At 57.8% G+C, this 22,676-nt stretch carries 21 protein-coding genes; 17 read left to right on the plus strand and 4 right to left on the minus strand.

Translation table 11 applies throughout. The features are described 5' to 3' along the window. Positions 1–99: 99 nt before the first annotated feature. The gene (locus tag ACX3YD_RS19695) at positions 100–867 is read left to right on the plus strand and encodes an FCD domain-containing protein (RefSeq protein ID WP_047537454.1); all 768 of its coding nucleotides are present in this window, start codon (positions 100–102) and stop codon (positions 865–867) included. Between the two features lie 72 nt (positions 868–939). On the opposite strand, the gene smpB is transcribed toward ACX3YD_RS19695, so the two are convergent. Then, complete coding sequence (gene smpB / locus ACX3YD_RS19700; protein WP_458960825.1) at positions 940–1,422, minus strand: SsrA-binding protein SmpB; 483 nt, start codon at positions 1,420–1,422, stop codon at positions 940–942. Between the two features lie 118 nt (positions 1,423–1,540). Here smpB and ACX3YD_RS19705 point away from each other — a divergent pair, with 118 nt between their 5' ends. From ACX3YD_RS19705 to ACX3YD_RS19715, 3 genes are read left to right on the plus strand one after another with little or no spacing between them, the layout of a single operon-like run. After that, positions 1,541–2,944: a sodium-dependent transporter gene (locus ACX3YD_RS19705; RefSeq protein WP_047537460.1), complete on the plus strand. Its 1,404-nt coding sequence runs from the start codon at positions 1,541–1,543 to the stop codon at positions 2,942–2,944. 7 nt (positions 2,945–2,951) lie between these two features. Beyond that, positions 2,952–3,386 (plus strand): type II toxin-antitoxin system RatA family toxin, encoded by a 435-nt coding sequence (locus ACX3YD_RS19710; protein ID WP_047537463.1) that lies wholly within the window; start codon positions 2,952–2,954, stop codon positions 3,384–3,386. After that, a complete protein-coding gene (locus ACX3YD_RS19715; RefSeq protein ID WP_103404039.1) occupies positions 3,379–3,693 on the plus strand; it encodes an RnfH family protein in 315 nt (104 codons plus the stop codon). The genes ACX3YD_RS19710 and ACX3YD_RS19715 overlap by 8 nt, the downstream gene beginning before the upstream one ends. A gap of 59 nt (positions 3,694–3,752) precedes the next feature. Here the strand turns inward: ACX3YD_RS19715 and ACX3YD_RS19720 are convergent, their stop codons facing one another. Then, positions 3,753–4,280, minus strand: a complete 528-nt coding sequence (locus ACX3YD_RS19720) for an outer membrane protein assembly factor BamE (protein WP_103404038.1) — start codon at positions 4,278–4,280, stop codon at positions 3,753–3,755. Between the two features lie 97 nt (positions 4,281–4,377). Here ACX3YD_RS19720 and fur point away from each other — a divergent pair, with 97 nt between their 5' ends. Next, on the plus strand, positions 4,378–4,782 hold the full coding sequence (fur, locus tag ACX3YD_RS19725; protein ID WP_026013299.1) for a ferric iron uptake transcriptional regulator: 405 nt from the start codon (positions 4,378–4,380) through the stop codon (positions 4,780–4,782). A gap of 75 nt (positions 4,783–4,857) precedes the next feature. Here the strand turns inward: fur and recN are convergent, their stop codons facing one another. After that, positions 4,858–6,531, minus strand: a complete 1,674-nt coding sequence (gene recN / locus ACX3YD_RS19730) for a DNA repair protein RecN (RefSeq protein ID WP_103404037.1) — start codon at positions 6,529–6,531, stop codon at positions 4,858–4,860. Positions 6,532–6,771: 240 nt separating this feature from the next. On the opposite strand from recN, the gene grpE reads away from it, so the two are divergent. The 8 genes from grpE to ACX3YD_RS19770 all read left to right on the plus strand — a co-directional run bounded on the left by grpE (position 6,772) and on the right by ACX3YD_RS19770 (position 17,250). Next, entirely contained in the window at positions 6,772–7,338 is a 567-nt protein-coding gene (grpE, locus tag ACX3YD_RS19735) for a nucleotide exchange factor GrpE (protein WP_047537475.1), read from the plus strand. Positions 7,339–7,440: 102 nt separating this feature from the next. After that, complete coding sequence (dnaK, locus tag ACX3YD_RS19740) at positions 7,441–9,357, plus strand: molecular chaperone DnaK (protein WP_458960826.1); 1,917 nt, start codon at positions 7,441–7,443, stop codon at positions 9,355–9,357. Between the two features lie 298 nt (positions 9,358–9,655). Beyond that, a complete protein-coding gene (gene dnaJ / locus ACX3YD_RS19745; RefSeq protein WP_090315903.1) occupies positions 9,656–10,780 on the plus strand; it encodes a molecular chaperone DnaJ in 1,125 nt (374 codons plus the stop codon). A gap of 9 nt (positions 10,781–10,789) precedes the next feature. After that, entirely contained in the window at positions 10,790–11,596 is an 807-nt protein-coding gene (gene dapB, locus ACX3YD_RS19750; RefSeq protein ID WP_047537484.1) for a 4-hydroxy-tetrahydrodipicolinate reductase, read from the plus strand. Positions 11,597–11,855: 259 nt separating this feature from the next. Continuing rightward, positions 11,856–12,992, plus strand: coding sequence for a glutamine-hydrolyzing carbamoyl-phosphate synthase small subunit (gene carA, locus ACX3YD_RS19755; protein ID WP_103404035.1), 1,137 nt, complete (start codon positions 11,856–11,858; stop codon positions 12,990–12,992). Positions 12,993–13,110: 118 nt separating this feature from the next. Continuing rightward, positions 13,111–16,332: a carbamoyl-phosphate synthase large subunit gene (gene carB / locus ACX3YD_RS19760; RefSeq protein ID WP_458960827.1), complete on the plus strand. Its 3,222-nt coding sequence runs from the start codon at positions 13,111–13,113 to the stop codon at positions 16,330–16,332. Between the two features lie 2 nt (positions 16,333–16,334). Beyond that, positions 16,335–16,811, plus strand: coding sequence for a transcription elongation factor GreA (gene greA, locus ACX3YD_RS19765; RefSeq protein WP_047539307.1), 477 nt, complete (start codon positions 16,335–16,337; stop codon positions 16,809–16,811). A gap of 34 nt (positions 16,812–16,845) precedes the next feature. After that, positions 16,846–17,250, plus strand: a complete 405-nt coding sequence (locus ACX3YD_RS19770) for a hypothetical protein (RefSeq protein WP_047537492.1) — start codon at positions 16,846–16,848, stop codon at positions 17,248–17,250. A 9-nt stretch (positions 17,251–17,259) separates the two neighbouring features. On the opposite strand, the gene ACX3YD_RS19775 is transcribed toward ACX3YD_RS19770, so the two are convergent. Continuing rightward, a complete protein-coding gene (locus ACX3YD_RS19775; RefSeq protein WP_007942889.1) occupies positions 17,260–17,568 on the minus strand; it encodes a YhbY family RNA-binding protein in 309 nt (102 codons plus the stop codon). A gap of 101 nt (positions 17,569–17,669) precedes the next feature. Here ACX3YD_RS19775 and rlmE point away from each other — a divergent pair, with 101 nt between their 5' ends. The 4 genes from rlmE (at position 17,670) to glmM (ending at position 22,625) form a co-directional block, all read left to right on the plus strand. After that, positions 17,670–18,299 carry a 23S rRNA (uridine(2552)-2'-O)-methyltransferase RlmE gene (rlmE, locus tag ACX3YD_RS19780; protein ID WP_047537498.1) on the plus strand — a complete coding sequence of 210 codons (630 nt, stop codon included), beginning with the start codon at positions 17,670–17,672 and terminating at the stop codon, positions 18,297–18,299. 201 nt (positions 18,300–18,500) lie between these two features. After that, complete coding sequence (ftsH, locus tag ACX3YD_RS19785) at positions 18,501–20,411, plus strand: ATP-dependent zinc metalloprotease FtsH (RefSeq protein WP_047537502.1); 1,911 nt, start codon at positions 18,501–18,503, stop codon at positions 20,409–20,411. Positions 20,412–20,419: 8 nt separating this feature from the next. Continuing rightward, a complete protein-coding gene (gene folP / locus ACX3YD_RS19790) occupies positions 20,420–21,271 on the plus strand; it encodes a dihydropteroate synthase (RefSeq protein WP_458960828.1) in 852 nt (283 codons plus the stop codon). 16 nt (positions 21,272–21,287) lie between these two features. Continuing rightward, a complete protein-coding gene (gene glmM / locus ACX3YD_RS19795; RefSeq protein WP_103404032.1) occupies positions 21,288–22,625 on the plus strand; it encodes a phosphoglucosamine mutase in 1,338 nt (445 codons plus the stop codon). The last annotated feature ends 51 nt before the right edge of the window (positions 22,626–22,676 follow it).

The following is a 22,676-nucleotide window of genomic DNA, read 5'->3' on the forward strand; positions in this document are numbered from 1 at the left end:
ATCTGCTTGTGCAATGGCTGTCTGGCAGGTGTCGGCGCTGCGCCGATAGGCCAGAATAGAGCCGCCGGCGAATCGTCGGGGCCGTGGAGAAATTGAGTTATGGGGTTTGATCAGATTCGTCAGCGCCGTTTGTCTGACGATATTGTCGAGCGGCTTGAGGGCATGATTCTCGAGGGCACGCTGAAGGCAGGCGAGCGCTTGCCGGCCGAGCGCGTATTGGCCGAGCAGTTCGGTGTGTCTCGCCCTTCATTGCGTGAAGCCATACAAAAGCTGGCTGCCAAGGGGTTGTTGGTCAGTCGTCAGGGTGGCGGCAACTACGTCGTGGAGTCCCTGGGCACAACCTTCAGCGATCCATTGCTGCACCTGCTGGAGAGCAATCCTGAAGCGCAGCGCGATCTATTGGAGTTTCGCCATACCCTTGAAGCGTCCTGTGCCTATTACGCTGCGTTACGCGCTACGGATGTCGATCGTGAGCGGCTGACGGCGGCGTTTAACGAGTTGCAGGACTGCTATTCACGTCACGATGAAGTGAGCCGGGCGGAAGAGGGCGCGGCGGACGCGAAGTTTCACCTGGCGATCGCTGAGGCCAGTCATAACGCCGTGTTGTTGCACACCATTCGTGGGTTGTTTGATTTGCTCAAGCGCAACGTGGTGACCAACATTGGCGGCATGTACAAGCAGCGTACCGAAACCCGGGACATGCTGATCACACAGCATCGCGAGTTGTACCTGGCGATTGTCGAAGGTCGTGCGGAACAGGCGCGCGAAGTTTCCAGTCGACACATCCTGTATGTGCAGGAAGTGCTGGAGGAGGTGCGTCAGGAAGTGCAGCGCATGGCTCGGGCGGAGCGGCGCAAGGGGATGTAGCTGTCGTCATGAGATTCAATGGGGCGAGGGAGCAAGCTCCCTCGCCACAAAAGCAGTGACCAGGCTGGAAAATTACTCTTCCTTGCCCTTGTTGCGCACCGCACGCTGCAACTCGCGGCCGGCATCGCGCTCGCGCTCGGTATCACGCTTGTCGTATTCCTTCTTGCCCTTGCCCAGAGCGATCTCGCACTTGACCATGTGCTTGCTCCAGTACCAGGACAGACACACGCAGGCGTAACCCTTTTGCTGCACGGCGGCGGACAGCTTTTCCAGCTCGCGCCGGTTGAGCAGCAGCTTGCGGGTGCGTGTCGGGTCAGCGATGACGTGGGTGCTGGCGGTCATCAGGGGCGTAATGTGACTGCCGAGCAGCCAGGCTTCGCCATCCTTGAGCAGCACGTAACTGTCGACCAGTTGCAGCTTGCTCGCCCGCAGACTTTTTACTTCCCAGCCGGCCAGGACCAGACCAGCCTCGAACCGATGTTCGATGAAGTAATCGTGTCGCGCCTTTTTATTTTGCGCGATGGTCCCTGTTGGGTGTTTCTTCTGTTTAGCCATAGGGGCGGCATTATAGGGAGTTGCACGCGAGTCGGCTACGGTGTTGCTGCGTGCTTGAGCAGGTTGATTGAATCCCGGACAATGCGCGCTCATTTTTGAACGCTTGGTCGTAATAACGATGTCGACAGACAAGGTTTCTGTCCACGGCAGTTGGGCTAGCCGCTGGGTCTTCATACTCGCCGCGACCGGTTCGGCCGTGGGCCTGGGTAGTATCTGGAAATTTCCGTACATGGTTGGCGTCTATGGCGGCGGCGCCTTCGTGCTGATGTTCTTGGCCTGTATTGCGTTGATCGGGGTGCCAGTCATGCTGGCTGAAACCCTGATTGGTCGGCGTGCCCGGCAGAGTCCTGCCAACGCGCTGAAGGCGCTGGCGCGCGAAGCGGGGCATTCGGGCAAGTGGTCCTGGGGGGCCTTTGCCGGGATGATCACGGCTTTGCTGATCCTGTCCTTCTATAGCGTTGTCGGCGGTTGGTCGCTGGATTACATCATCGATATGGGGCGTGGCGACTTCCAGGGTGTGACGCCGGATCAGGTGGGCGCTTACTTCGGCAATGTGATCGCTGATCCATGGCGGCTGACACTTTGGCACACGATTTTCATGCTGTTATCTGCCGTGGTGATCGCCAAAGGCGTGGTGGCGGGGCTTGAGCGCAGTCTGCGGATCATGATGCCGTTGCTGTTTGTCATGATCCTTGTACTGCTGGGGTACAGCATGACCACCGGGCATTTCATGGAGGGCGTGCATTTCATGTTCGACTTCCACCCGGAAAAAGTCCTCGATGGTTTGTTGCCAGCCATGGGGCATGCGTTCTTTTCCCTGAGCGTGGGCGTCGGCTCGATCATGATCTACGGCGCCTATATGCCGAAGAACTCGTCGATTACGCGCACTGTGGTTGGCGTGGCGCTGCTCGATACCCTGGTTTCTCTCGTGGCCGGCATGGCACTTTTTCCGATTGTGTTCGCCGCAGGCCTGAACCCGAGCGAAGGCCCTGGCCTGATGTTTGTCAGCTTGCCATTTGCCTTTGGTAACGTAGTCTTCGGCCAATTGATGGGCGTCGTGTTCTTCGTGCTGGTAGCCATTGCGGCATGGAGTTCGGCTATTTCGCTGCTCGAGCCGATGGTGGCTTATCTGGTTGAGCGGACAAAAGTCAGCCGCGCCTGGGTTACCTTCTGGCTGGCGTTCAGTTGCTGGTTTGTCGGTCTCGGCACGGTGTTTTCTTTCAATATCTGGAAGCAAGCGAAGTTTTTCGTGAACGAAGGCGGTTTTTTCCACCTCTACCAATGGGGAGCCGCGGGCGGTCTGGATTTCTTTGGCGTGATCGATTTCTTCACCTCGCGGATCATGTTGCCACTCGGTGGTTTGTGTTTCGTGGTGTTCGCAGGCTGGGTGATGGGGCGGGAGGCGGTGCGCGACGAATTGGCGACCCGCAACCCAGCGATTTTTGCCCTGTCCTTGTTCTTGATGCGCTATGTGGCGCCCATCGGCATTCTCGTAGTGTTTGCCGCACAGCTGTGGAAATAACGCTGACATGACGACACACATTTCACGTTCGGCCTTGCTGCCCTATCCGGCGCAAGCGCTGTATGACCTGGTTAACGACGTAGCACGGTATCCGGAATTCCTGCCGTGGTGCTCGACAGCTGAAGTGCTGGATGCCTCCACCGAGCACATGCGTGCGAGTGTTGGGGTGGCCAAGGGGGGGCTGAGCCAGCATTTTGTGACGCGTAACACCCTGGTTCCCGGTCAGTCGATTGAAATGAACCTTGAAGAGGGGCCGTTCACTCAGTTGCATGGTGTGTGGGTGTTCAAGCCGCTGGGTGAGAAGGCCTGCAAGATCAGCCTGGATCTGTCGTTCGACTATGCGGGGCCGATTGTTCGCGCGACCCTGGGGCCGTTGTTCAATCAGGCGGCCAACACACTGGTGGATGCATTCTGTCAGCGGGCCAAGCAAATGTATGGTTGAGGCATTGAAAGAAGTCGAAGTGGCGTATGCCGCGGTTGATCGTCAAGTGCTTCTGTCAGTGGCGGTGCCGGCAGGAACGACTGTTCGTGCGGCACTGGTGGCATCCGGTATTGGAATGGTATTTCCGGACCTTGACTTGGCCGAGTGCCCGGTGGGGATCTTTGGAAAGGTGATCACCGATCCCGACACTCGTGCGGTTCAGTCAGGGGATCGCATCGAGATTTATCGGCCATTGCTCGCCGATCCGAAAGAGGTTCGACGGCTGCGTGCGGCCAAGGCGGCCGAGGCCAGATCGCGGAATCAGTAACTCGTATGAAACCAGACAATAAAAAACCCGGCATGCCGGGTTTTTTATTGTGTTGCAAATTATTGTGGCGAGGTGTCCAGCGGTTGTGGCGTCGGAACCGGCACGGTTTCTACACCGTCGACGTCTTTCTGGATCTGATCGAGCAGCGAGCCCGGTTTGACCGGTTTTTCCGGTTTTGGCTTCTCGGCGTTCTCTGCTGGAGCGGCCACTGTCGTGGCGCTGTCCTTACCGAGAATTGCCTCGTCGCGACTCACGCCTGGCATGAAATCACCAGAGAGGCTGACAAGCTGATCATTAGGGTTGAAGATGACGCTAATGCGTTCTTGTTGGCGTTCACCGCCACCCGGTTGCAGGCTGTACAGATAATCCCAGCGATCGGCATGGAACGTGTCGGTCAGCAGAGGGTTGCCCATGATAAACCTTACTTGCTTACGGGTCATTCCCGGGCGCAACTGGTCTATCATGTCCTGCGTGACGACATTGCCCTGCTGGATGTCGATTTTGTAAACCCCGGGGAATGAACAACCGGCGAGTGCGAGCAGTCCCACAAAGGTGAAACTGGTTAGCAAGAGCTTGGTGTTTTGCATCGGTGGGCGACTTCCACTATCTTGGCTGGGACAACGTAAACGCCGATCATACCCGCATTAAGAGAAGCTGCGAAGCAGCATCGCGAGAAAGCTGACCATGGTTGAAAATAGCGAACTACGCAAAGCCGGCCTCAAAGTGACCCTACCACGGGTCAAAATTCTGCAAATGCTCGATTCCGCCGAGCAGCGTCATATGAGTGCCGAGGATGTGTACAAGGCATTGATGGAGGCTGGCGAGGACGTCGGTCTGGCCACGGTTTACCGTGTACTGACTCAGTTCGAGGCAGCTGGCCTTGTGGTGCGGCATAACTTCGACGGAGGCCACGCGGTCTTCGAACTGGACGACGGTAAGCACCACGACCATATGGTCAACGTCGAGACCAGCGAAGTGATCGAATTCTTCGACGAAGAAATCGAGCGCCTGCAGAAAGCCATCGTCGAGAAATATGGTTTCGAAATGGTTGATCACAATCTTGTGCTGTACGTGCGCAAGAAAAAGTAAGCATGTCGCGCGAATCTGAGATTCGTGAAACGAACGAAGGCGACCCCAGGGTCGCCTTCGTGCTTTCGGCCGAACTTAAATCTTCGCGGTGACGACCATTTTCCTGGCGTGAGCCAGGGATTCCTTGGTCAGGTCGATGCCTCCCAGCATCCGTGCGACTTCTTCGACACGATCATTTTTGCTCAGTCTGGAGACGGCAGTGTGGGTGGCGTCGTCGCCGCGCACTTTGTGCACAAACAGATGTTGGTGACCTTGCGCGGCTACTTGTGGCAGGTGAGTAACGGTCAAAACCTGCCCTCGTTCCCCCAGGCGACGTAGTAGCTGGCCGACGATTTCGGCTGTTGGGCCGCCGATGCCCACGTCCACTTCGTCGAATACAAGGGTCGGTACACGGGAAGTTTGTGCGGTGATCACCTGAATGGCCAAGCTGATACGCGATAGCTCGCCGCCTGAAGCGACCTTCGCCAAGGCTTTCAGTGGCTGACCGGGGTTGGCGCTCACCAGCAGTTCTACCTGTTCCAGGCCGTTGGGCAAAAGCTCATCACTGCTGTTAGGGCGTAGCTCGATAGTGAAGCGTCCACCGGGCATGCCCAGTCGCTGAATTTCCTGCTCCACGGCACTGGCCAGGCTGCTCGAGGCCTGGTGGCGCAGCTCGCTGAGCTCCCGGGCTTTTTCCTGGTAGTGACGCGCATAGGCGGCCAACTCATCGCTCAGTCGCTCGATGGATTCGTCGTTGGCGTTCAGGGTTTCAATCTCATCCAGCAGCTTCTGTTGCATCTCGGCGACTTCGGTCGGCTGGATGCGATGTTTGCGCGCCAGGGTATAGATCGAATCAAGCCGCTCCTCGAGATATTGAAGGCGTGATGGGTCGGCATCGAAATTGTCGAGGAAGCGGTTCAGTTCGCCCACGGCTTCTTCAACCTGGATTTGCGCGCTGGTCAGCAGGCTGCTGGCTTCGCCCAGGGCGCCGATCGAGTTGTTCACGCTCGACAAGCGGTTGAGGCTGGCGGTCAGGGCGTTCAGGACATTGCCCGAATCACTCTCGCTGCATTGCTCGACGACTTGCCGGCAGATGCCCAGCAAGGTTTCGGCGTTAGTCAGGTTCTTGTGTTCCTGTTCCAGCTGCTCCAGCTCATTGTCGCCCAAGCCCAGGTTTTCAAGCTCTTCGAGTTGATAGCTGAGCAATTGATGGCGGGCTCGCTGCTCGTCGCCCGAGTTGGAGAGACGCTCCAGTTCCTGGCGGGTCTGGCGCCAGCGTTGGGCAGCCAGTTGAACCTGGCGGGCGAGGTCCGTTGCGCCGGCGTATTCGTCGAGCAGGCGGCGGTGAGTGTCGGTCTTGAGCAGGGATTGGTGTTCGTGTTGGCTGTGGATGTCGATCAGCAGCTCACCCAAAGCCTTGAGATCGCCCAGGGGGCAGGGCGTGCCATTGATGTAGCCGCGCGAACGACCTTCGGCGGTGATCACCCGGCGCAGGATGCACGGGCCGTCATTTTCCAGGTCGCGCTCGGCGAGCCAGATGCGGGCTTCGGGAATGTCACACAGGTCGAAGGTGGCGAGGATATCGGCCTTGTCGGCGCCGGGGCGGACCACGCCACTGTCGGCGCGATCGCCCAGGGTCAGGCCCAGCGCGTCGAGCATGATCGACTTGCCGGCGCCGGTTTCCCCTGTGATCACGCTCATCCCGCGATCGAGTTCGAGATCGAGATGTTCAACGATGGCGTAGTTATGTACTGACAGGTGCACCAGCATAAAGGCCGCTCCCAGGCGTTAGGTCTGGTTATTTATACAGTGTTTTGTTTCGGGCTGACAATGCCCCCCATTAGCTCGATTTGCTTAATCCGACGAAATCCTTAGTGCGCCCCGGAATGATAATGCAGGTGTTTTTGTAGGGTTAATGCAAGGAGACCCCTTGAAGCTGGATTTTGCGGCCCCATATAGCTGGGCAGAAGCGTGAGTTGAGCTCACGGACGATATTGAAAGGAGAATTCTATGGCTGACGAACAGGCAGTGGATACGCAAAATCTGGACGCCGATCAGGCCTCCCAAGCCTCGGGTGATGATTTGGCAGCTCGTGTAAAAGTGCTCGAAGAACAGCTGGCAGGTGCGCAGGATCAGGCTTTGCGTGTGGCCGCCGATCTGCAGAACGTCCGCCGTCGCGCCGAGCAGGATGTAGAGAAGGCTCACAAATTCGCGCTGGAAAAATTCGCCGGCGATCTGCTGCCGATCATCGACAGCCTGGAGCGTGGCCTGGAGTTGTCCAGCCCGGATGATGAAAGCATCCGTCCGATGCGCGAAGGCATCGAGCTCACACTGAAAATGTTCCAGGACACCCTGAAGCGTTATCAGCTGGAAGCGATCGACCCGCACGGCGAACCGTTCAATGCCGTTCTTCATCAGGCAATGGCAATGCAGGAAAGCGCCGACCTCGAGCCGAACAGCGTGCTCAAGGTGTTCCAGAAGGGCTATCAGCTCAACGGGCGCCTGCTGCGCCCGGCGATGGTCGTGGTCAGCAAGGCTCCGGCACCTGTTTCGCCTTCGATTGACGAGCAGGCTTGAAATTAGCCGCAAGGCCCCCATTTAGAAGTCAAGCGTTTAATTACTACCGCAGTTATCCATCACTGCTGCGGCAACCAAATCCAACGTTTCGGGAGAGTGAACATGGGCAAAATCATCGGTATCGACCTGGGGACTACTAACTCCTGCGTCTCCGTACTTGAAAACGGCGTAGCCAAAGTTATCGAAAACGCCGAAGGCGCGCGTACCACGCCGTCGATCATCGCTTACGCCAACGATGGCGAGATTCTGGTTGGCCAGTCGGCCAAGCGTCAGGCAGTGACCAATCCGCACAACACCCTGTACGCGGTGAAGCGTCTGATCGGTCGCAAGTTCGACGAAGAAGTCGTACAAAAAGACATCAAGATGGTCCCTTACAAAATCGCCAAGGCTGACAACGGCGACGCTTGGGTCGAGGTGAACGGCCAGAAGATGGCTCCGCCACAAATCTCGGCTGAAATTCTGAAGAAGATGAAGAAAACCGCCGAAGACTACCTCGGCGAGTCAGTGACTGAAGCGGTGATCACCGTTCCGGCCTACTTCAACGACAGCCAGCGTCAAGCCACCAAAGACGCCGGCCGCATTGCTGGTCTGGACGTAAAACGTATCATCAACGAACCAACCGCAGCTGCGCTGGCTTACGGCATGGACAAGGCCAAGGGCGATCACACCGTGATCGTTTACGACCTGGGTGGCGGTACTTTCGACGTTTCCGTAATCGAAATCGCTGAAGTCGATGGCGAGCACCAGTTCGAAGTGTTGGCCACCAACGGTGATACCTTCCTGGGCGGTGAGGACTTTGACATCCGTCTGATCGACTACCTCGTCGACGAATTCAAGAAAGAAAGCGGCATGAACCTCAAGGGTGACCCGCTGGCGATGCAGCGCCTGAAAGAAGCTGCTGAAAAAGCCAAGATCGAGCTGTCTTCCGCTCAGTCGACCGACGTGAACCTGCCGTACATCACTGCAGACGCCACCGGTCCTAAGCACTTGAACGTGAAAATCTCGCGCGCCAAGCTGGAAGCGCTGGTTGAAGACCTGGTTCAACGCACCATCGAACCTTGCCGCATCGCTCTGAAAGACTCCGGTATCGACGTTGGCGCAATCAACGACGTGATCCTGGTGGGCGGTCAGACCCGTATGCCACTGGTGCAGAAGCTGGTGACCGAGTTCTTCGGTAAAGAAGCTCGTAAAGATGTTAACCCGGACGAAGCGGTTGCCATGGGTGCTGCTATCCAGGGCGCGGTACTGGCCGGTGACGTGAAAGACGTCCTGTTGCTTGACGTTAGCCCGCTGACCCTGGGTATCGAAACCATGGGTGGCGTGATGACTGCGCTGATCGAGAAAAACACCACGATTCCTACCAAGAAATCGCAAGTGTTCTCGACGGCCGACGACAACCAGGGCGCCGTGACCATTCACGTGCTGCAAGGTGAGCGTAAGCAAGCGGCGCAGAACAAGTCCCTGGGCAAGTTCGACCTGGCCGAGATTCCGCCAGCACCACGTGGTGTGCCACAAATCGAAGTGACCTTCGACATCGACGCCAACGGCATCCTGCACGTAGGCGCCAAAGACAAGGCTACCGGCAAGACTCAGTCGATTGTGATCAAGGCCAACTCCGGTCTGTCCGATGAAGAGATCGAACGCATGGTGCGTGATGCCGAGGCCAACGCCGAGGAAGATCGCAAGTTCGAAGAGCTGGCCGCTGCCCGTAATCAGGGTGATGCACTGGTTCACTCGACTCGCAAAATGGTTGCCGATGCTGGCGACAAGGTGAGCGCTGAAGAGAAGGCTGCGATCGAGGCCGCTGTCGTTGCTTTGGAAGCCGCTGTCAAGGGCGACGACAAGGCTGCGATCGAAGCCAAGGTTGAAGAGCTGTCCAAGGTCTCCGCGCCAGTGGCTCAGAAGATGTACGCCGATCAGGCTCAACCTGCTGACGGCGCTGCACAGCACGCTGAATCGGCTGAAAAAGCTGATGACGTCGTCGACGCTGAGTTCGAAGAAGTCAAAGACCACAAGTAAGTTGTTGGTCGGCCGGTTGGCTGCCTTGGGGCGGTGACTGGTAGGATGTCGCCGCGCGGGAGCTTGCTCCCGCGTTGGCGTGTCTGGAGCAAGTGAATTTTTACAGCATGCGACAACGTTCGAGTGCTGAGGGTATGGCCGGGAATGCTCCTGCTTTCCGAGCCGCAAGTACCGCATCGAATCAAAGACCAGGATCGTTGAATTGACGTGAGTTGGGTCCGGGCCTGTATTGGGGCTCAACGAGTTTGGCGAGGCTCAGGAGAGGTTTGTCGAACGTCCTCAAGAGTGCAAAAGACTTATGGCAAAGCGTGACTATTACGAAGTATTGGGTGTTGAGCGAGGCTCAAGCGAGGCAGACCTGAAAAAGGCCTACCGCCGCCTGGCGATGAAGCACCACCCGGACCGTAATCCCGATGACAAAGCGTCGGAAGAGAAATTCAAAGAGGCCAACGAGGCCTACGAAGTGCTGTCCGATTCCAGCAAGCGTGCGGCCTACGATCAGTATGGTCATGCGGGTGTTGACCCGAGCATGGGTGGCGGTGGTGCCGGTTTTGGCGGTCAGAACTTCTCCGATATCTTTGGTGATGTCTTCAGCGACTTCTTCGGTGGCGGTCGCGGTGGTTCCCGTGGTGGTGCTCAGCGCGGCAGTGACCTGCGTTACACCCTGGAGCTGGACCTGGAAGAAGCGGTGCGCGGCACGACCGTGAATATCCGCGTGCCAACACTGGTCAACTGCAAGCCATGCGATGGTTCGGGTGCCAAGAAAGGCTCCTCTCCGGTGACTTGCCCGACCTGTGGCGGTATTGGCCAGGTGCGCATGCAGCAGGGTTTCTTCTCGGTGCAGCAGACCTGCCCGCGGTGCCATGGCCAGGGCAAGATCATTTCCGATCCGTGCGACTCGTGCCACGGCGAAGGTCGCGTCGAAGAGTACAAGACCCTGTCGGTGAAAGTGCCGGCCGGTGTTGATACCGGTGATCGCATTCGTCTGTCTGGCGAAGGCGAGGCGGGTGCGCAGGGCGGTCCGACCGGCGACCTGTATGTCGTGATCAATGTGCGCGAACACGCGATCTTCCAGCGTGACGGCAAGCATCTGTTCTGCGAAGTACCGATCAGCTTCGTCGATGCAGCATTGGGGGGTGAGCTGGAGATTCCGACCCTCGATGGTCGGGTCAAGCTGAAAATTCCTGAAGGGACTCAGACCGGCAAGCAATTCCGTGTTCGTGGCAAGGGCGTTGCGCCTGTACGTGGCGGCGGTGCCGGTGACTTGATGTGCCGCGTGGCGGTCGAGACGCCGGTCAACCTGAGCCGTCGTCAGCGTGAAATGCTCGAGGAGTTCCGTAGCTCGCTGGCGGATGATAACAGTCACTCGCCGAAAACCACTGGCTGGTTCGAAGGCGTGAAGCGCTTCTTCGGCGATCTGTAAGGAGTTGTCATGCGACGTATAGCTGTGATGGGCGCTGCCGGGCGCATGGGCAAGATTCTGGTCGAGGCGGTGCAGCAGCGCGCGCCGCTCACTGGTCTGACGGCGGCTATCGTTCGCCCCGGCAGTACGCTGATTGGCGTGGATGCCGGTGAGCTGGCTTCGCTGGGGCGTATCGGCGTGCCGTTGTCCGGTAACCTGGATGCGGTAGCGGATGAGTTCGACGTATTGATCGACTTCACCCTGCCGGAAGTCATGCTGAAAAACCTGGCGTTCTGCCGCAAGGCGGGTAAAGCCATGGTGATTGGCACGACGGGGCTGGACGCTGCGCAAAAGCAGTTGCTTGCCGAGGCCGGTAAAGACATCCCGATCGTGTTCGCTGCGAACTTCAGCGTGGGTGTGAACCTGTCGCTGAAGTTGCTTGATATGGCGGCTCGTGTGTTGGGTGACGAGGCGGATATCGAAATCATCGAAGCTCATCACCGGCACAAAATCGACGCGCCTTCAGGCACGGCGTTGCGCATGGGTGAGGTCATTGCCAGTGCTCTTGATCGCGACTTGCAGAAGGTTGCCGTCTATGGTCGCGAGGGCCACACCGGTGCGCGCGAGCGCGAGACCATCGGTTTTGCCACTGTTCGTGGTGGTGATGTGGTGGGTGATCATACCGTGCTGTTTGCCTGTGAAGGAGAGCGCCTGGAGATCACTCACAAGGCTTCCAGTCGTATGACCTTCGCCAAGGGTGCGGTGCGTGCTGCATTGTGGCTGGAGGGGCGTGAGCCTGGTCTTTACGACATGCAAGACGTGCTCGATCTGCGTTAAAATGCTGTTTAAACCGGGCTTGAGTCATGTGCTTGAGTCCGGTTTTACACCGCCAAGCGACGTCCTGTCGCATTCTCTGGCCTTTCGGGCTCATTGGCGGTAGACCAAAAATGCCTTTTTCTGTAAGCTACAGCTTTAGTGTGTCCACTAAAAGCGCGCAGAATAATTCAGTGAAGAAGCGGGGTGACGTGTCCATACGTCACTCCGCTTTTTTACAACCTGCGATCGCCCTTTCAGGCTTTATTTACGGGAGGTCTTCTTGACTAAGCCAGCCATACTCGCCCTTGCTGATGGCAGCATTTTTCGCGGCGAAGCCATTGGAGCCGACGGTCAAACCGTTGGTGAGGTGGTGTTCAACACCGCAATGACCGGCTATCAGGAAATCCTTACCGATCCTTCCTACGCCCAACAGATCGTTACCCTGACTTACCCGCACATCGGCAACACCGGCACCACGCCGGAAGACGCCGAGTCCAACCGCGTCTGGTCCGCTGGCCTGGTCATCCGTGACCTGCCACTGGTTGCGAGCAACTGGCGTAGCACCATGCCTCTGTCCGACTACCTGAAAGCCAACAACGTTGTGGCAATCGCCGGTATCGACACCCGTCGCCTGACTCGCATCCTGCGTGAAAAAGGCGCACAGAACGGCTGCATCATGGCCGGTGACAACATTTCCGAAGAGGCCGCCATCGCCGCCGCCCGGGGCTTCCCAGGCCTCAAAGGCATGGACCTGGCGAAAGTCGTCAGCACCACAGAGAATTACGAGTGGCGTTCGACTGTCTGGGACCTGAAAACCGACAGCCATGCCACCATCGAAGCCTCCGAGCTGCCGTATCACGTGGTCGCCTACGACTACGGCGTCAAGCTGAACATCCTGCGCATGTTGGTCGAGCGCGGCTGCCGAGTCACCGTAGTGCCGGCCCAAACGCCAGCGGCTGACGTGCTCGCTCTGAAGCCGGACGGCGTATTCCTGTCCAACGGCCCTGGCGATCCGGAGCCATGCGACTATGCGATCCAGGCGATCAAGGATGTGCTGGAAACCGAGATTCCGGTATTCGGCATCTGCCTTGGTCACCAGTTGCTGGCCCTGGCCTCTGGCGCCAAGACCCTGAAAATGGGTCATGGTCACCACGGTGCCAACCACCCGGTCCAGGATCTGGACACGGGCGTGGTAATGATCACCAGCCAGAACCACGGTTTTGCCGTAGACGAAGCCACCCTGCCGGCCAACGTTCGTGCGACTCACAAATCGCTGTTCGACGGCACCCTGCAAGGGATCGAGCGTACCGACAAGAGCGCCTTCAGCTTCCAGGGTCACCCTGAAGCCAGCCCTGGCCCGAACGACGTAGCGCCTTTGTTTGATCGCTTCATCAACGAGATGGCCAAGCGACGCTGATCGCTCGCCCTGATGTTGCAAAGCTTGAGGGTGGTCCCGATACCGGCGGCCCCCTCAAGTCTTCAGAGATTGAACAAGACGGCTTGCCGACTGACCTGCGGATTTGAGTGACAAACCCATGCCAAAACGTACAGACATTAAAAGCATCCTGATTCTCGGCGCTGGCCCGATCGTGATCGGCCAGGCCTGCGAATTCGATTACTCCGGAGCCCAGGCCTGCAAGGCCCTGCGCGAAGAGGGTTACCGCGTCATCCTGGTGAACTCCAACCCGGCCACCATCATGACCGATCCGGCCATGGCCGACGCTACCTACATCGAACCGATCAAGTGGCAGACCGTTGCCAAGATCATCGAAAAAGAGCGTCCGGACGCGCTGCTGCCTACCATGGGCGGTCAGACCGCCCTGAACTGCGCCTTGGACCTCGAGCGCGAAGGCGTTCTGGAGAAGTTCGGCGTAGAGATGATCGGTGCCAACGCCGATACCATCGACAAGGCTGAAGACCGTTCGCGTTTCGACAAGGCGATGAAGTCCATCGGTCTGGCGTGCCCGCGCTCCGGTATCGCTCACAGCATGGAAGAGGCCAATGCGGTCCTCGAGAAGCTTGGCTTCCCGTGCATCATCCGTCCGTCCTTCACCATGGGCGGCACCGGCGGCGGTATCGCTTACAACCGTGAAGAGTTCGAAGAAATCTGCGCCCGTGGTCTGGACCTGTCGCCGACCAAAGAGCTGCTGATCGACGAATCCCTGATCGGCTGGAAAGAATACGAAATGGAGGTTGTCCGCGATAAAAAGGACAACTGCATCATCGTCTGCTCCATCGAAAACTTCGACCCGATGGGCGTGCACACCGGTGACTCGATCACCGTGGCGCCTGCACAGACCCTGACCGACAAGGAATACCAGATCCTGCGTAACGCCTCCCTGGCGGTGCTGCGCGAGATCGGCGTGGAAACCGGCGGTTCCAACGTCCAGTTCGGCATCTGCCCGAACACTGGCCGCATGGTCGTCATCGAAATGAACCCGCGCGTATCCCGTTCCTCGGCCCTGGCGTCGAAAGCCACCGGTTTCCCGATCGCCAAGGTCGCAGCCAAGCTGGCCGTGGGTTACACCCTGGATGAGCTGTCGAACGACATCACTGGCGGTAAAACTCCAGCATCCTTCGAGCCGTCCATCGACTACGTCGTGACCAAGCTGCCACGTTTCGCCTTCGAGAAGTTCTCCAAGGCAGACGCCCGCCTGACCACGCAAATGAAGTCGGTCGGTGAAGTCATGGCCATCGGCCGTACCTTCCAGGAATCCCTGCAGAAAGCCCTGCGCGGCCTGGAAGTCGGCGTTTGCGGTCTGGACGAGAAGGTTGACCTGAGCAATCCGGAAAGCATGAGCGTCCTCAAGCGCGAGCTGACCGTGCCGGGCGCCGAGCGTATCTGGTACGTGGCGGACGCCATGCGCGCCGGCATGAGCGTTGAAGATATCTTCGGCATGACCATGATCGATCCATGGTTCCTGGTGCAGATGGAAGATCTGATCAAGGACGAAGAGAAGGTCAAGACCCTGGGTCTGACCAGCATCGATCGCGACCTGATGTTCCGCCTCAAGCGCAAAGGTTTTTCCGACATGCGCCTGGCCAAGCTGTTGGGTGTGACCGAGAAGGCCCTGCGTGCTCACCGTCACAAGCTGGAGATCTTCCCGGTCTACAAGCGCGTCGACACCTGCGCCGCCGAGTTCGCTACCGACACCGCTTATCTGTACTCGACGTACGAAGAAGAGTGCGAAGCCGCCCCATCGGGTCGCGACAAGATCATGATCCTGGGTGGTGGCCCGAACCGTATCGGCCAGGGCATCGAGTTCGACTACTGCTGCGTACACGCGGCGCTGGCTCTGCGCGATGACGGGTACGAGACCATCATGGTCAACTGCAACCCGGAAACCGTTTCTACCGACTACGACACTTCCGATCGCCTGTACTTCGAGCCAGTGACCCTGGAAGACGTGCTGGAAATCGTCCGCGTCGAGAAGCCGAAAGGCGTGATCGTCCAGTACGGCGGCCAGACCCCGTTGAAGCTGGCGCGTGCCCTCGAAGCCGCAGGCGTGCCGATCATCGGCACCAGCCCTGATGCCATCGACCGTGCCGAAGACCGTGAGCGCTTCCAGCAAATGGTCCAGCGCCTGAACCTGCGTCAGCCGCCAAACGCTACCGTGCGCAGCGAAGACGAAGCGATCCGTGCAGCTACCAAGATCGGTTACCCGCTGGTGGTGCGCCCGTCCTACGTACTGGGCGGTCGTGCGATGGAAATCGTTTACGAAGAAGAAGAGCTCAAGCGCTACCTGCGTGAAGCGGTTCAAGTCTCCAACGACAGCCCGGTGCTGCTGGACCACTTCCTCAACTGCGCCATCGAAATGGACGTTGATGCTGTCTGTGACGGCAAAGACGTGGTGATCGGCGCAATCATGCAGCACATCGAGCAGGCTGGCGTTCACTCCGGTGACTCCGCATGTTCGCTGCCGCCGTACTCGCTGCCTGCGCATATCCAGGACGAGATGCGCGAGCAGGTCAAGAAAATGGCCCTGGAGCTGGGTGTGGTCGGCCTGATGAACGTACAGTTGGCGCTGCAGGGCGACGACATTTACGTGATTGAAGTCAATCCGCGTGCTTCGCGTACCGTTCCTTTCGTATCCAAGTGCATCGGTGTTTCCCTGGCAATGATCGCGGCTCGCGTCATGGCCGGTAAAACCCTGAAGGAAATCGGTTTCACCAAGGAAATCATTCCTAACTTCTACAGCGTGAAAGAGGCGGTGTTCCCATTCGCCAAATTCCCTGGCGTTGACCCGATTCTCGGCCCTGAGATGAAGTCCACCGGTGAAGTGATGGGCGTGGGCGACACCTTCGGCGAGGCGTTTGCCAAAGCCCAGATGGGTGCAAGCGAAGTGCTGCCGACCGGCGGTACTGCGTTTATCAGTGTGCGTGACGACGACAAGCCGCTGGTTGCAGGCGTGGCCCGTGATCTGATCAACTTGGGTTTCGAAGTGGTTGCTACTGCCGGTACTGCCAAGCTGATCGAAGCCGCAGGCCTGAAAGTGCGCCGCGTGAACAAGGTGACCGAGGGTCGTCCGCACGTGGTCGACATGATCAAGAATGACGAAGTCACCTTGATCATCAACACCACCGAAGGTCGTCAATCGATCGCTGACTCCTATTCCATTCGTCGCAACGCCCTTCAGCACAAGATCTACTGCACCACGACCATTGCTGCTGGCGAAGCGATCTGCGAAGCGCTTAAGTTCGGTCCCGAGAAGACCGTACGTCGCTTGCAGGATCTACACGCAGGATTGAAGGCATGAGCATAACGAAGTACCCAATGACCGTTCAGGGCGCTCGCGCCCTGGAAGAAGAACATGCTCACCTGACCAAGGTCGTTCGTCCGAAGCTCAGCCAGGACATCGGTACGGCCCGCGAGTTGGGTGACTTGAAGGAAAACGCCGAATACCACGCTGCTCGCGAGCAGCAGGGTATGGTTGAGGCAAGGATCCGTGACATCGAAGGCCGCATGCAAAACGCAGTGGTGATTGATGTCACGACCATTGCTCACACCGGCAAGGTGATTTTTGGCACGACTGTGGAGATTGCTAACGTCGAGACCGATGAAAGCGTGACCTACCAGATCGTTGGTGAGGACGAGGCAGACATCAAACTCGGCAAGATCTCCGTTGGTTCGCCTATTGCCCGCGCCTTGATTGCCAAGGAAGAGGGTGACGTGGTGGCGGTTAAAACGCCGAGCGGCGTTATCGAGTACGAGATTGTCGAAGTTCGCCACATCTGAAACTAAAAGCAGGCGCCTGCTTCGTGCGGGCGCGATGCTTTGGCAGCTGACTCAGATGTTATGGGTTGGCGGCCTGTGGTTGTTGCATATCGGCCTGCTGCCGGTGCTGGGGTTGATTGGCCTGGCACCGCTGCTGATTGACGAAATAGCAGGCATGCTGAATGCACTGATGGTGGGGTTTGCCACAGTGTGTCTGGTTTTACAGGCTTTGGTGCTGATTCAGGCCGTGGGCCTTGCCAGTCTATGGCGCGATATTCGTGGCCAGTTGTTGCTGGTGGGGTTGTGTGCCTGCGCGATGTACTTCGCCGTGCGTGTCGGGTGGCCCGATGCGGTGCGTTGGCAGGTGTTCAGCTATCTTGTTTTGGGCTTTTCCGGACTGGTGCTGGTCATGCAGCCGGTGCCTGGATGGAGTGGCAGGGTGCGCGAAGCACACCCTTGACCCTTGCCATCACTTGAAGCGATGGACGTTCGACAGCTGTTTGTTGACGCTGAAGTTCTTGCGGTAAATCAGTGCCATCTTGCCGATGACCTGAACCAGGTCCGCCTTGCCGACCTTGCACAGTTCTGCAATGGAGGCCAGGCGCGATTCGCGATCGAGGATGTTGAGCTTGATTTTGATCAGCTCGTGATCCGCCAAAGCGCGTTCAAGTTCGGCTAACACACCTTCAGTCAAACCGTTGTCAGCCACAATCAAAACTGGTTTCAGATGGTGGCCAATGGATTTGTACTGTTTCTTCTGCTCTTGAGTGAGCGGCATAATCTGACCCTTTCGTCTGGATTCTGTAAAATGGCGGCCATTTTACCCGAGGGTTCGTGGATCCGCCCAATTAATCACGACCCTTATCATCGAGGTGCCCAATGGCGCGTTCCAAGACAAGCCTTGGTTGGCTGAAAAGACATGTCAATGACCCCTATGTGAAGCAGGCGCAGAAGGATGGCTACCGCTCGCGTGCGAGTTACAAACTTCTGGAGGTCCAGGAGAAGTACAAGCTGATCCGTCCAGGTATGACCGTTGTCGACCTGGGGGCGGCGCCCGGTGGCTGGTCGCAGGTCACTAGCCGGCTGATCGGTGGCCAGGGGCGCCTGATCGCCTCGGACATCCTCGAAATGGACAGCATTCCGGACGTGACTTTCATCCAGGGTGACTTCACCCAGGACGAAGTGCTCGCTCAGATCCTGGACGCCGTGGGTAATTCGCAGGTGGACCTTGTGATTTCCGATATGGCCCCCAATATGAGTGGTACGCCCGCCGTAGATATGCCCAAAGCCATGTTTCTTTGCGAACTGGCTCTTGATCTGGCAGCTCGGATACTCAAGCCGGGTGGTAATTTTGTGATCAAGGTTTTTCAGGGTGAAGGGTTTGATGCTTACGTGAAGGACGCTCGTCAGAAATTCGACAAGGTCCAGATGATCAAGCCGGACTCTTCCCGCGGCAGTTCCCGCGAGCAATACATGCTGGCTTGGGGCTACCGCGGCCGGAGTGAGTAAAACGAGGTTTTTTTGCGGGGCAATAGGAATTTCGTATTTCGCCCTGTGAGAAATAGCGAATATTGTGTAGGAAGAGTTTCACAAAGGGTTACAGACGGCGCCTGCCAAGTTGTAGGTAATGTAGTAAGTTAGGCCGGTGAATATCATGCGAAGCGCGCGCCATCAGCGGCGCTTGCTTCAGAGGGTAGTTAATTGAACGATATGGCAAAGAATCTGATCCTGTGGTTGATCATCGCGGCTGTCCTGGTGACGGTGATGAACAACTTCTCCAGTCCTAACGAGCCGCAGACCCTCAACTATTCCGACTTCATCCAGCAGGTCAAGGATGGCAAGGTCGAGCGCGTGGCGGTTGATGGCTACGTGATCACCGGCAAGCGCAACGATGGCGACAGCTTCAAGACCATTCGTCCGGCGATCCAGGATAATGGCTTGATCGGCGATCTGGTGGATAACCACGTCGTGGTCGAAGGCAAGCAGCCTGAGCAGCAAAGCATCTGGACTCAACTTCTGGTCGCCAGCTTCCCGATCCTGGTGATCATTGCCGTATTCATGTTTTTCATGCGGCAGATGCAGGGCGGCGCAGGTGGCAAGGGCGGGCCAATGAGCTTCGGCAAGAGCAAGGCGCGCCTGCTCTCCGAAGATCAGGTGAAAACCACGTTGGCTGACGTTGCCGGTTGCGACGAAGCCAAAGAAGAAGTCGGTGAACTGGTCGAGTTCTTGCGTGATCCGGGCAAGTTCCAGCGTCTGGGCGGTCGCATCCCTCGCGGCGTGCTGATGGTTGGTCCTCCGGGTACCGGTAAAACCTTGCTGGCCAAGGCGATTGCTGGCGAAGCCAAGGTGCCGTTCTTCACCATCTCCGGTTCTGACTTCGTCGAAATGTTCGTCGGCGTCGGTGCCAGCCGTGTTCGCGATATGTTCGAACAGGCCAAGAAACACGCGCCATGCATTATCTTCATCGATGAAATCGACGCCGTCGGTCGCCACCGTGGTGCCGGCATGGGCGGCGGTCACGACGAGCGCGAGCAGACTCTCAACCAGTTACTGGTGGAGATGGATGGCTTCGAAATGAACGACGGCATCATCGTGATCGCAGCTACCAACCGTCCAGACGTACTGGACCCTGCGCTGCTGCGTCCGGGCCGTTTCGACCGTCAGGTCGTGGTCGGTCTGCCGGATATCCGTGGTCGCGAACAGATTCTCAAAGTCCACATGCGCAAAGTGCCAATGGGTGATGACGTCGCTCCGGCGGTGATCGCTCGTGGTACTCCTGGTTTCTCCGGTGCCGACCTGGCCAACCTGGTCAACGAGGCGTCCTTGTTCGCCGCGCGTGCCGGCAAGCGCATTGTCGAGATGAAGGAATTCGAACTGGCCAAAGACAAGATCATGATGGGTGCCGAGCGCAAATCCATGGTCATGTCCGAGAAAGAAAAGCAGAACACGGCTTACCACGAGGCGGGTCACGCCATTGTTGGTCGCGTCGTGCCTGAGCATGATCCGGTGTACAAAGTATCGATCATCCCGCGTGGTCGTGCGCTGGGTGTGACCATGTTCCTGCCGGAAGAAGATCGCTACAGCCTGTCCAAGCGAGCGCTGATCAGCCAGATCTGCTCACTGTACGGCGGTCGTATCGCTGAAGAAATGACACTGGGCTTCGATGGTGTGACCACCGGTGCTTCCAACGACATCATGCGTGCCAGTCAGATTGCGCGGAACATGGTGACCAAGTGGGGTCTTTCGGAGAAACTCGGACCATTGATGTATGCCGAAGAAGAAGGTGAAGTTTTCCTTGGTCGCGGCGGCGGTGGTCAGAGTGCAAGTTTCTCTGGCGAAACGGCCAAGCTGATTGACTCCGAAGTGCGCAGCATTATTGATCAATGCTACGGCACGGCTAAGCAAATCCTTACGGACAACCGTGACAAGCTCGATGCCATGGCTGATGCCCTGATGAAGTATGAGACGATCGATGCCGATCAGATCGATGATATCATGGCGGGTCGTACGCCTCGCGAACCTCGCGATTGGTCAGGTGGCACGGGTACTTCCGGAACCCCTCCGGTGGTGCAGGATGAGCGTCCGGAAACACCGATTGGCGGTCCGGCTGCTGACGTTTAAGGTTTGAAATGACTTCTGTTCAGTCCTCGACCCGGTTGCCTTGCGGCAACCGGGTTCTTGATTTGGCCCAGACTCATGTCATGGGCATTCTCAATGTCACTCCCGATTCTTTCTCCGACGGTGGTCAATACAGCCATCTCGACGCGGCTTTGCGCCATGCTGAAGCCATGGTGGCGGCTGGCGCGACCCTGATCGATGTGGGCGGTGAGTCCACGCGACCAGGTGCCAGGGCGGTTTCGCCGTTGGAAGAGCTGGAGCGTGTTGCGCCGGTCGTCGAGCGGATCAGTCGTGAACTGGATGTGATCATCTCAGTGGATACTTCCACGCCAGCCGTCATGCGCGAGACCGCGCGACTGGGGGCCGGTTTGATCAATGACGTTCGGGCGCTGCGTCGGGAAGGCGCGCTGGATGCGGCGGCGGCAACCGGGTTGCCAGTCTGTCTGATGCATATGCTCGGCGAGCCGGGCGACATGCAGGACAATCCGCAATACCGGGACGTTACGAAGGAAGTGGGCGAGTTTCTCGCTGAGCGCATGGCCCGGTGCGCAGCGGCGGGGATTGGCGCCGATCGGATCATTCTCGATCCAGGCTTCGGCTTCGCAAAAAACTTGCAACACAATCTTAGCTTGTTCAAGCATATGGACGCCTTGCATGCCTTGGGGCGACCCCTGTTGGTCGGGGTTTCGCGAAAGAGCATGATCGGGCAAGCATTGAATCGCCCCGTGGGTGAGCGCTTGTTTGGCGGTCTTGCCCTTGCAGCGCTGGCTTCGCATAAGGGCGCGCGTATATTGCGCGTCCATGATGTAGCAGAAACTATCGATGTGGTGAGGATGATCGCCGCAGTGGAATCAGCCGAATAAGAGTTATGGAGAGCTTATGACTAGGAAATACTTTGGTACTGACGGCATTCGTGGTCGAGTCGGTGAATACCCGATTACTCCTGATTTCATGCTCAAACTCGGCTGGGCCGCGGGCATGGCGTTTCGCAAGATGGGTGCCTGCAAGGTGCTTGTCGGCAAGGACACCCGCATTTCCGGTTATATGTTTGAGTCGGCACTCGAGGCTGGGCTCACCTCGGCAGGCGCAGATGTAATGTTGTTGGGGCCGATGCCAACGCCAGCCATCGCTTACCTGACGCGCACCTTTCATGCTGAGGCCGGGATTGTGATCAGTGCTTCGCATAATCCTCACGATGACAACGGCATCAAGTTCTTCTCCGGAAAGGGCACCAAGCTGCCGGATGAAGTCGAGCTGATGATCGAGGAGCTGCTGGACACGCCGATGACCGTGGTTGAGTCGAGCAAGATCGGTAAGGTCACGCGAATCAACGATGCGTCGGGTCGTTATATCGAGTTCTGCAAGAGCAGCGTGCCGACTGGCACCAGCTTCGCCGGGATGAAAATCGTCATCGACTGTGCCCATGGTGCGACTTACAAGGTGGCGCCTAGCGTGTTCCGTGAGCTGGGTGCCGATGTCGTTGTTCTTTCCGCGCAGCCCAATGGTTTAAACATCAATGACAATTGTGGTTCGACCCATATGGGGCAACTGCAGGCTGCCGTTCTTGCCGAGCATGCTGATCTCGGGATTGCGTTCGATGGTGATGGTGACCGTGTTCTGATGGTCGATCACACGGGGGCCATCGTCGATGGGGATGAGCTGCTGTACATCATTGCTCGCGATTTGCATGAGCGCGACAAGCTGCAAGGCGGTGTGGTCGGCACCCTGATGAGTAACCTGGGGCTGGAGCTGGCTCTGGCGGACCTGGCGATTCCTTTTGTTCGTGCCAATGTTGGTGACCGTTATGTGATTGCTGACCTGCTGGAGCGCAACTGGCTGGTAGGAGGCGAGAACTCGGGGCACATCGTTTGCTTCAATTACACCACTACGGGTGATGCGATCGTTGCTGCATTGCAGGTTCTGATGGCGCTCAAGACGCGCTCGGAAAGTCTGGCTCAGTCTCGTCAGGCGTTGCGTAAGTGCCCGCAGGTATTGATCAATGTACGTTTTGGGGGGGGAGCGAGTCCTCTCGAGCATTCGTCGGTCAAGGAAGCCAGTGAGCGAGTGACCAAGGCCATGGCGGGTCGTGGACGCGTGCTCCTGCGCAAGTCCGGGACAGAGCCACTGGTGCGCGTCATGGTCGAAGGCGAAGACGAAACTCAGGTTCGCGGCTACGCCGAAGAGCTGGCAAAACTGGTTACTGAAGTTTCTGCCTGAATTCGGCTTGCCAGCCATGATTGTGTTGGGTAACATCTGCGCCCACTTTGA

This window comes from Pseudomonas fluorescens group sp. PF-1, assembly GCF_054481335.1.

Bases quoted from the DNA above. Each gene is read 5' to 3' on its own strand.
- ACX3YD_RS19695 (WP_047537454.1), top strand. From the start codon at position 100: ATGGGGTTTGATCAGATTCGTCAGCGCCGTTTGTCTGACGATATTGTC.
- smpB (WP_458960825.1), bottom strand. From the start codon at position 1,422: ATGGCTAAACAGAAGAAACACCCAACAGGGACCATCGCGCAAAATAAA.
- ACX3YD_RS19705 (WP_047537460.1), top strand. From the start codon at position 1,541: ATGTCGACAGACAAGGTTTCTGTCCACGGCAGTTGGGCTAGCCGCTGG.
- ACX3YD_RS19710 (WP_047537463.1), top strand. From the start codon at position 2,952: ATGACGACACACATTTCACGTTCGGCCTTGCTGCCCTATCCGGCGCAA.
- ACX3YD_RS19715 (WP_103404039.1), top strand. From the start codon at position 3,379: ATGGTTGAGGCATTGAAAGAAGTCGAAGTGGCGTATGCCGCGGTTGAT.
- ACX3YD_RS19720 (WP_103404038.1), bottom strand. From the start codon at position 4,280: ATGCAAAACACCAAGCTCTTGCTAACCAGTTTCACCTTTGTGGGACTG.
- fur (WP_026013299.1), top strand. From the start codon at position 4,378: ATGGTTGAAAATAGCGAACTACGCAAAGCCGGCCTCAAAGTGACCCTA.
- recN (WP_103404037.1), bottom strand. From the start codon at position 6,531: ATGCTGGTGCACCTGTCAGTACATAACTACGCCATCGTTGAACATCTC.
- grpE (WP_047537475.1), top strand. From the start codon at position 6,772: ATGGCTGACGAACAGGCAGTGGATACGCAAAATCTGGACGCCGATCAG.
- dnaK (WP_458960826.1), top strand. From the start codon at position 7,441: ATGGGCAAAATCATCGGTATCGACCTGGGGACTACTAACTCCTGCGTC.
- dnaJ (WP_090315903.1), top strand. From the start codon at position 9,656: ATGGCAAAGCGTGACTATTACGAAGTATTGGGTGTTGAGCGAGGCTCA.
- dapB (WP_047537484.1), top strand. From the start codon at position 10,790: ATGCGACGTATAGCTGTGATGGGCGCTGCCGGGCGCATGGGCAAGATT.
- carB (WP_458960827.1), top strand. From the start codon at position 13,111: ATGCCAAAACGTACAGACATTAAAAGCATCCTGATTCTCGGCGCTGGC.
- ACX3YD_RS19770 (WP_047537492.1), top strand. From the start codon at position 16,846: ATGCTTTGGCAGCTGACTCAGATGTTATGGGTTGGCGGCCTGTGGTTG.
- ACX3YD_RS19775 (WP_007942889.1), bottom strand. From the start codon at position 17,568: ATGCCGCTCACTCAAGAGCAGAAGAAACAGTACAAATCCATTGGCCAC.
- rlmE (WP_047537498.1), top strand. From the start codon at position 17,670: ATGGCGCGTTCCAAGACAAGCCTTGGTTGGCTGAAAAGACATGTCAAT.
- ftsH (WP_047537502.1), top strand. From the start codon at position 18,501: ATGGCAAAGAATCTGATCCTGTGGTTGATCATCGCGGCTGTCCTGGTG.
- folP (WP_458960828.1), top strand. From the start codon at position 20,420: ATGACTTCTGTTCAGTCCTCGACCCGGTTGCCTTGCGGCAACCGGGTT.
- glmM (WP_103404032.1), top strand. From the start codon at position 21,288: ATGACTAGGAAATACTTTGGTACTGACGGCATTCGTGGTCGAGTCGGT.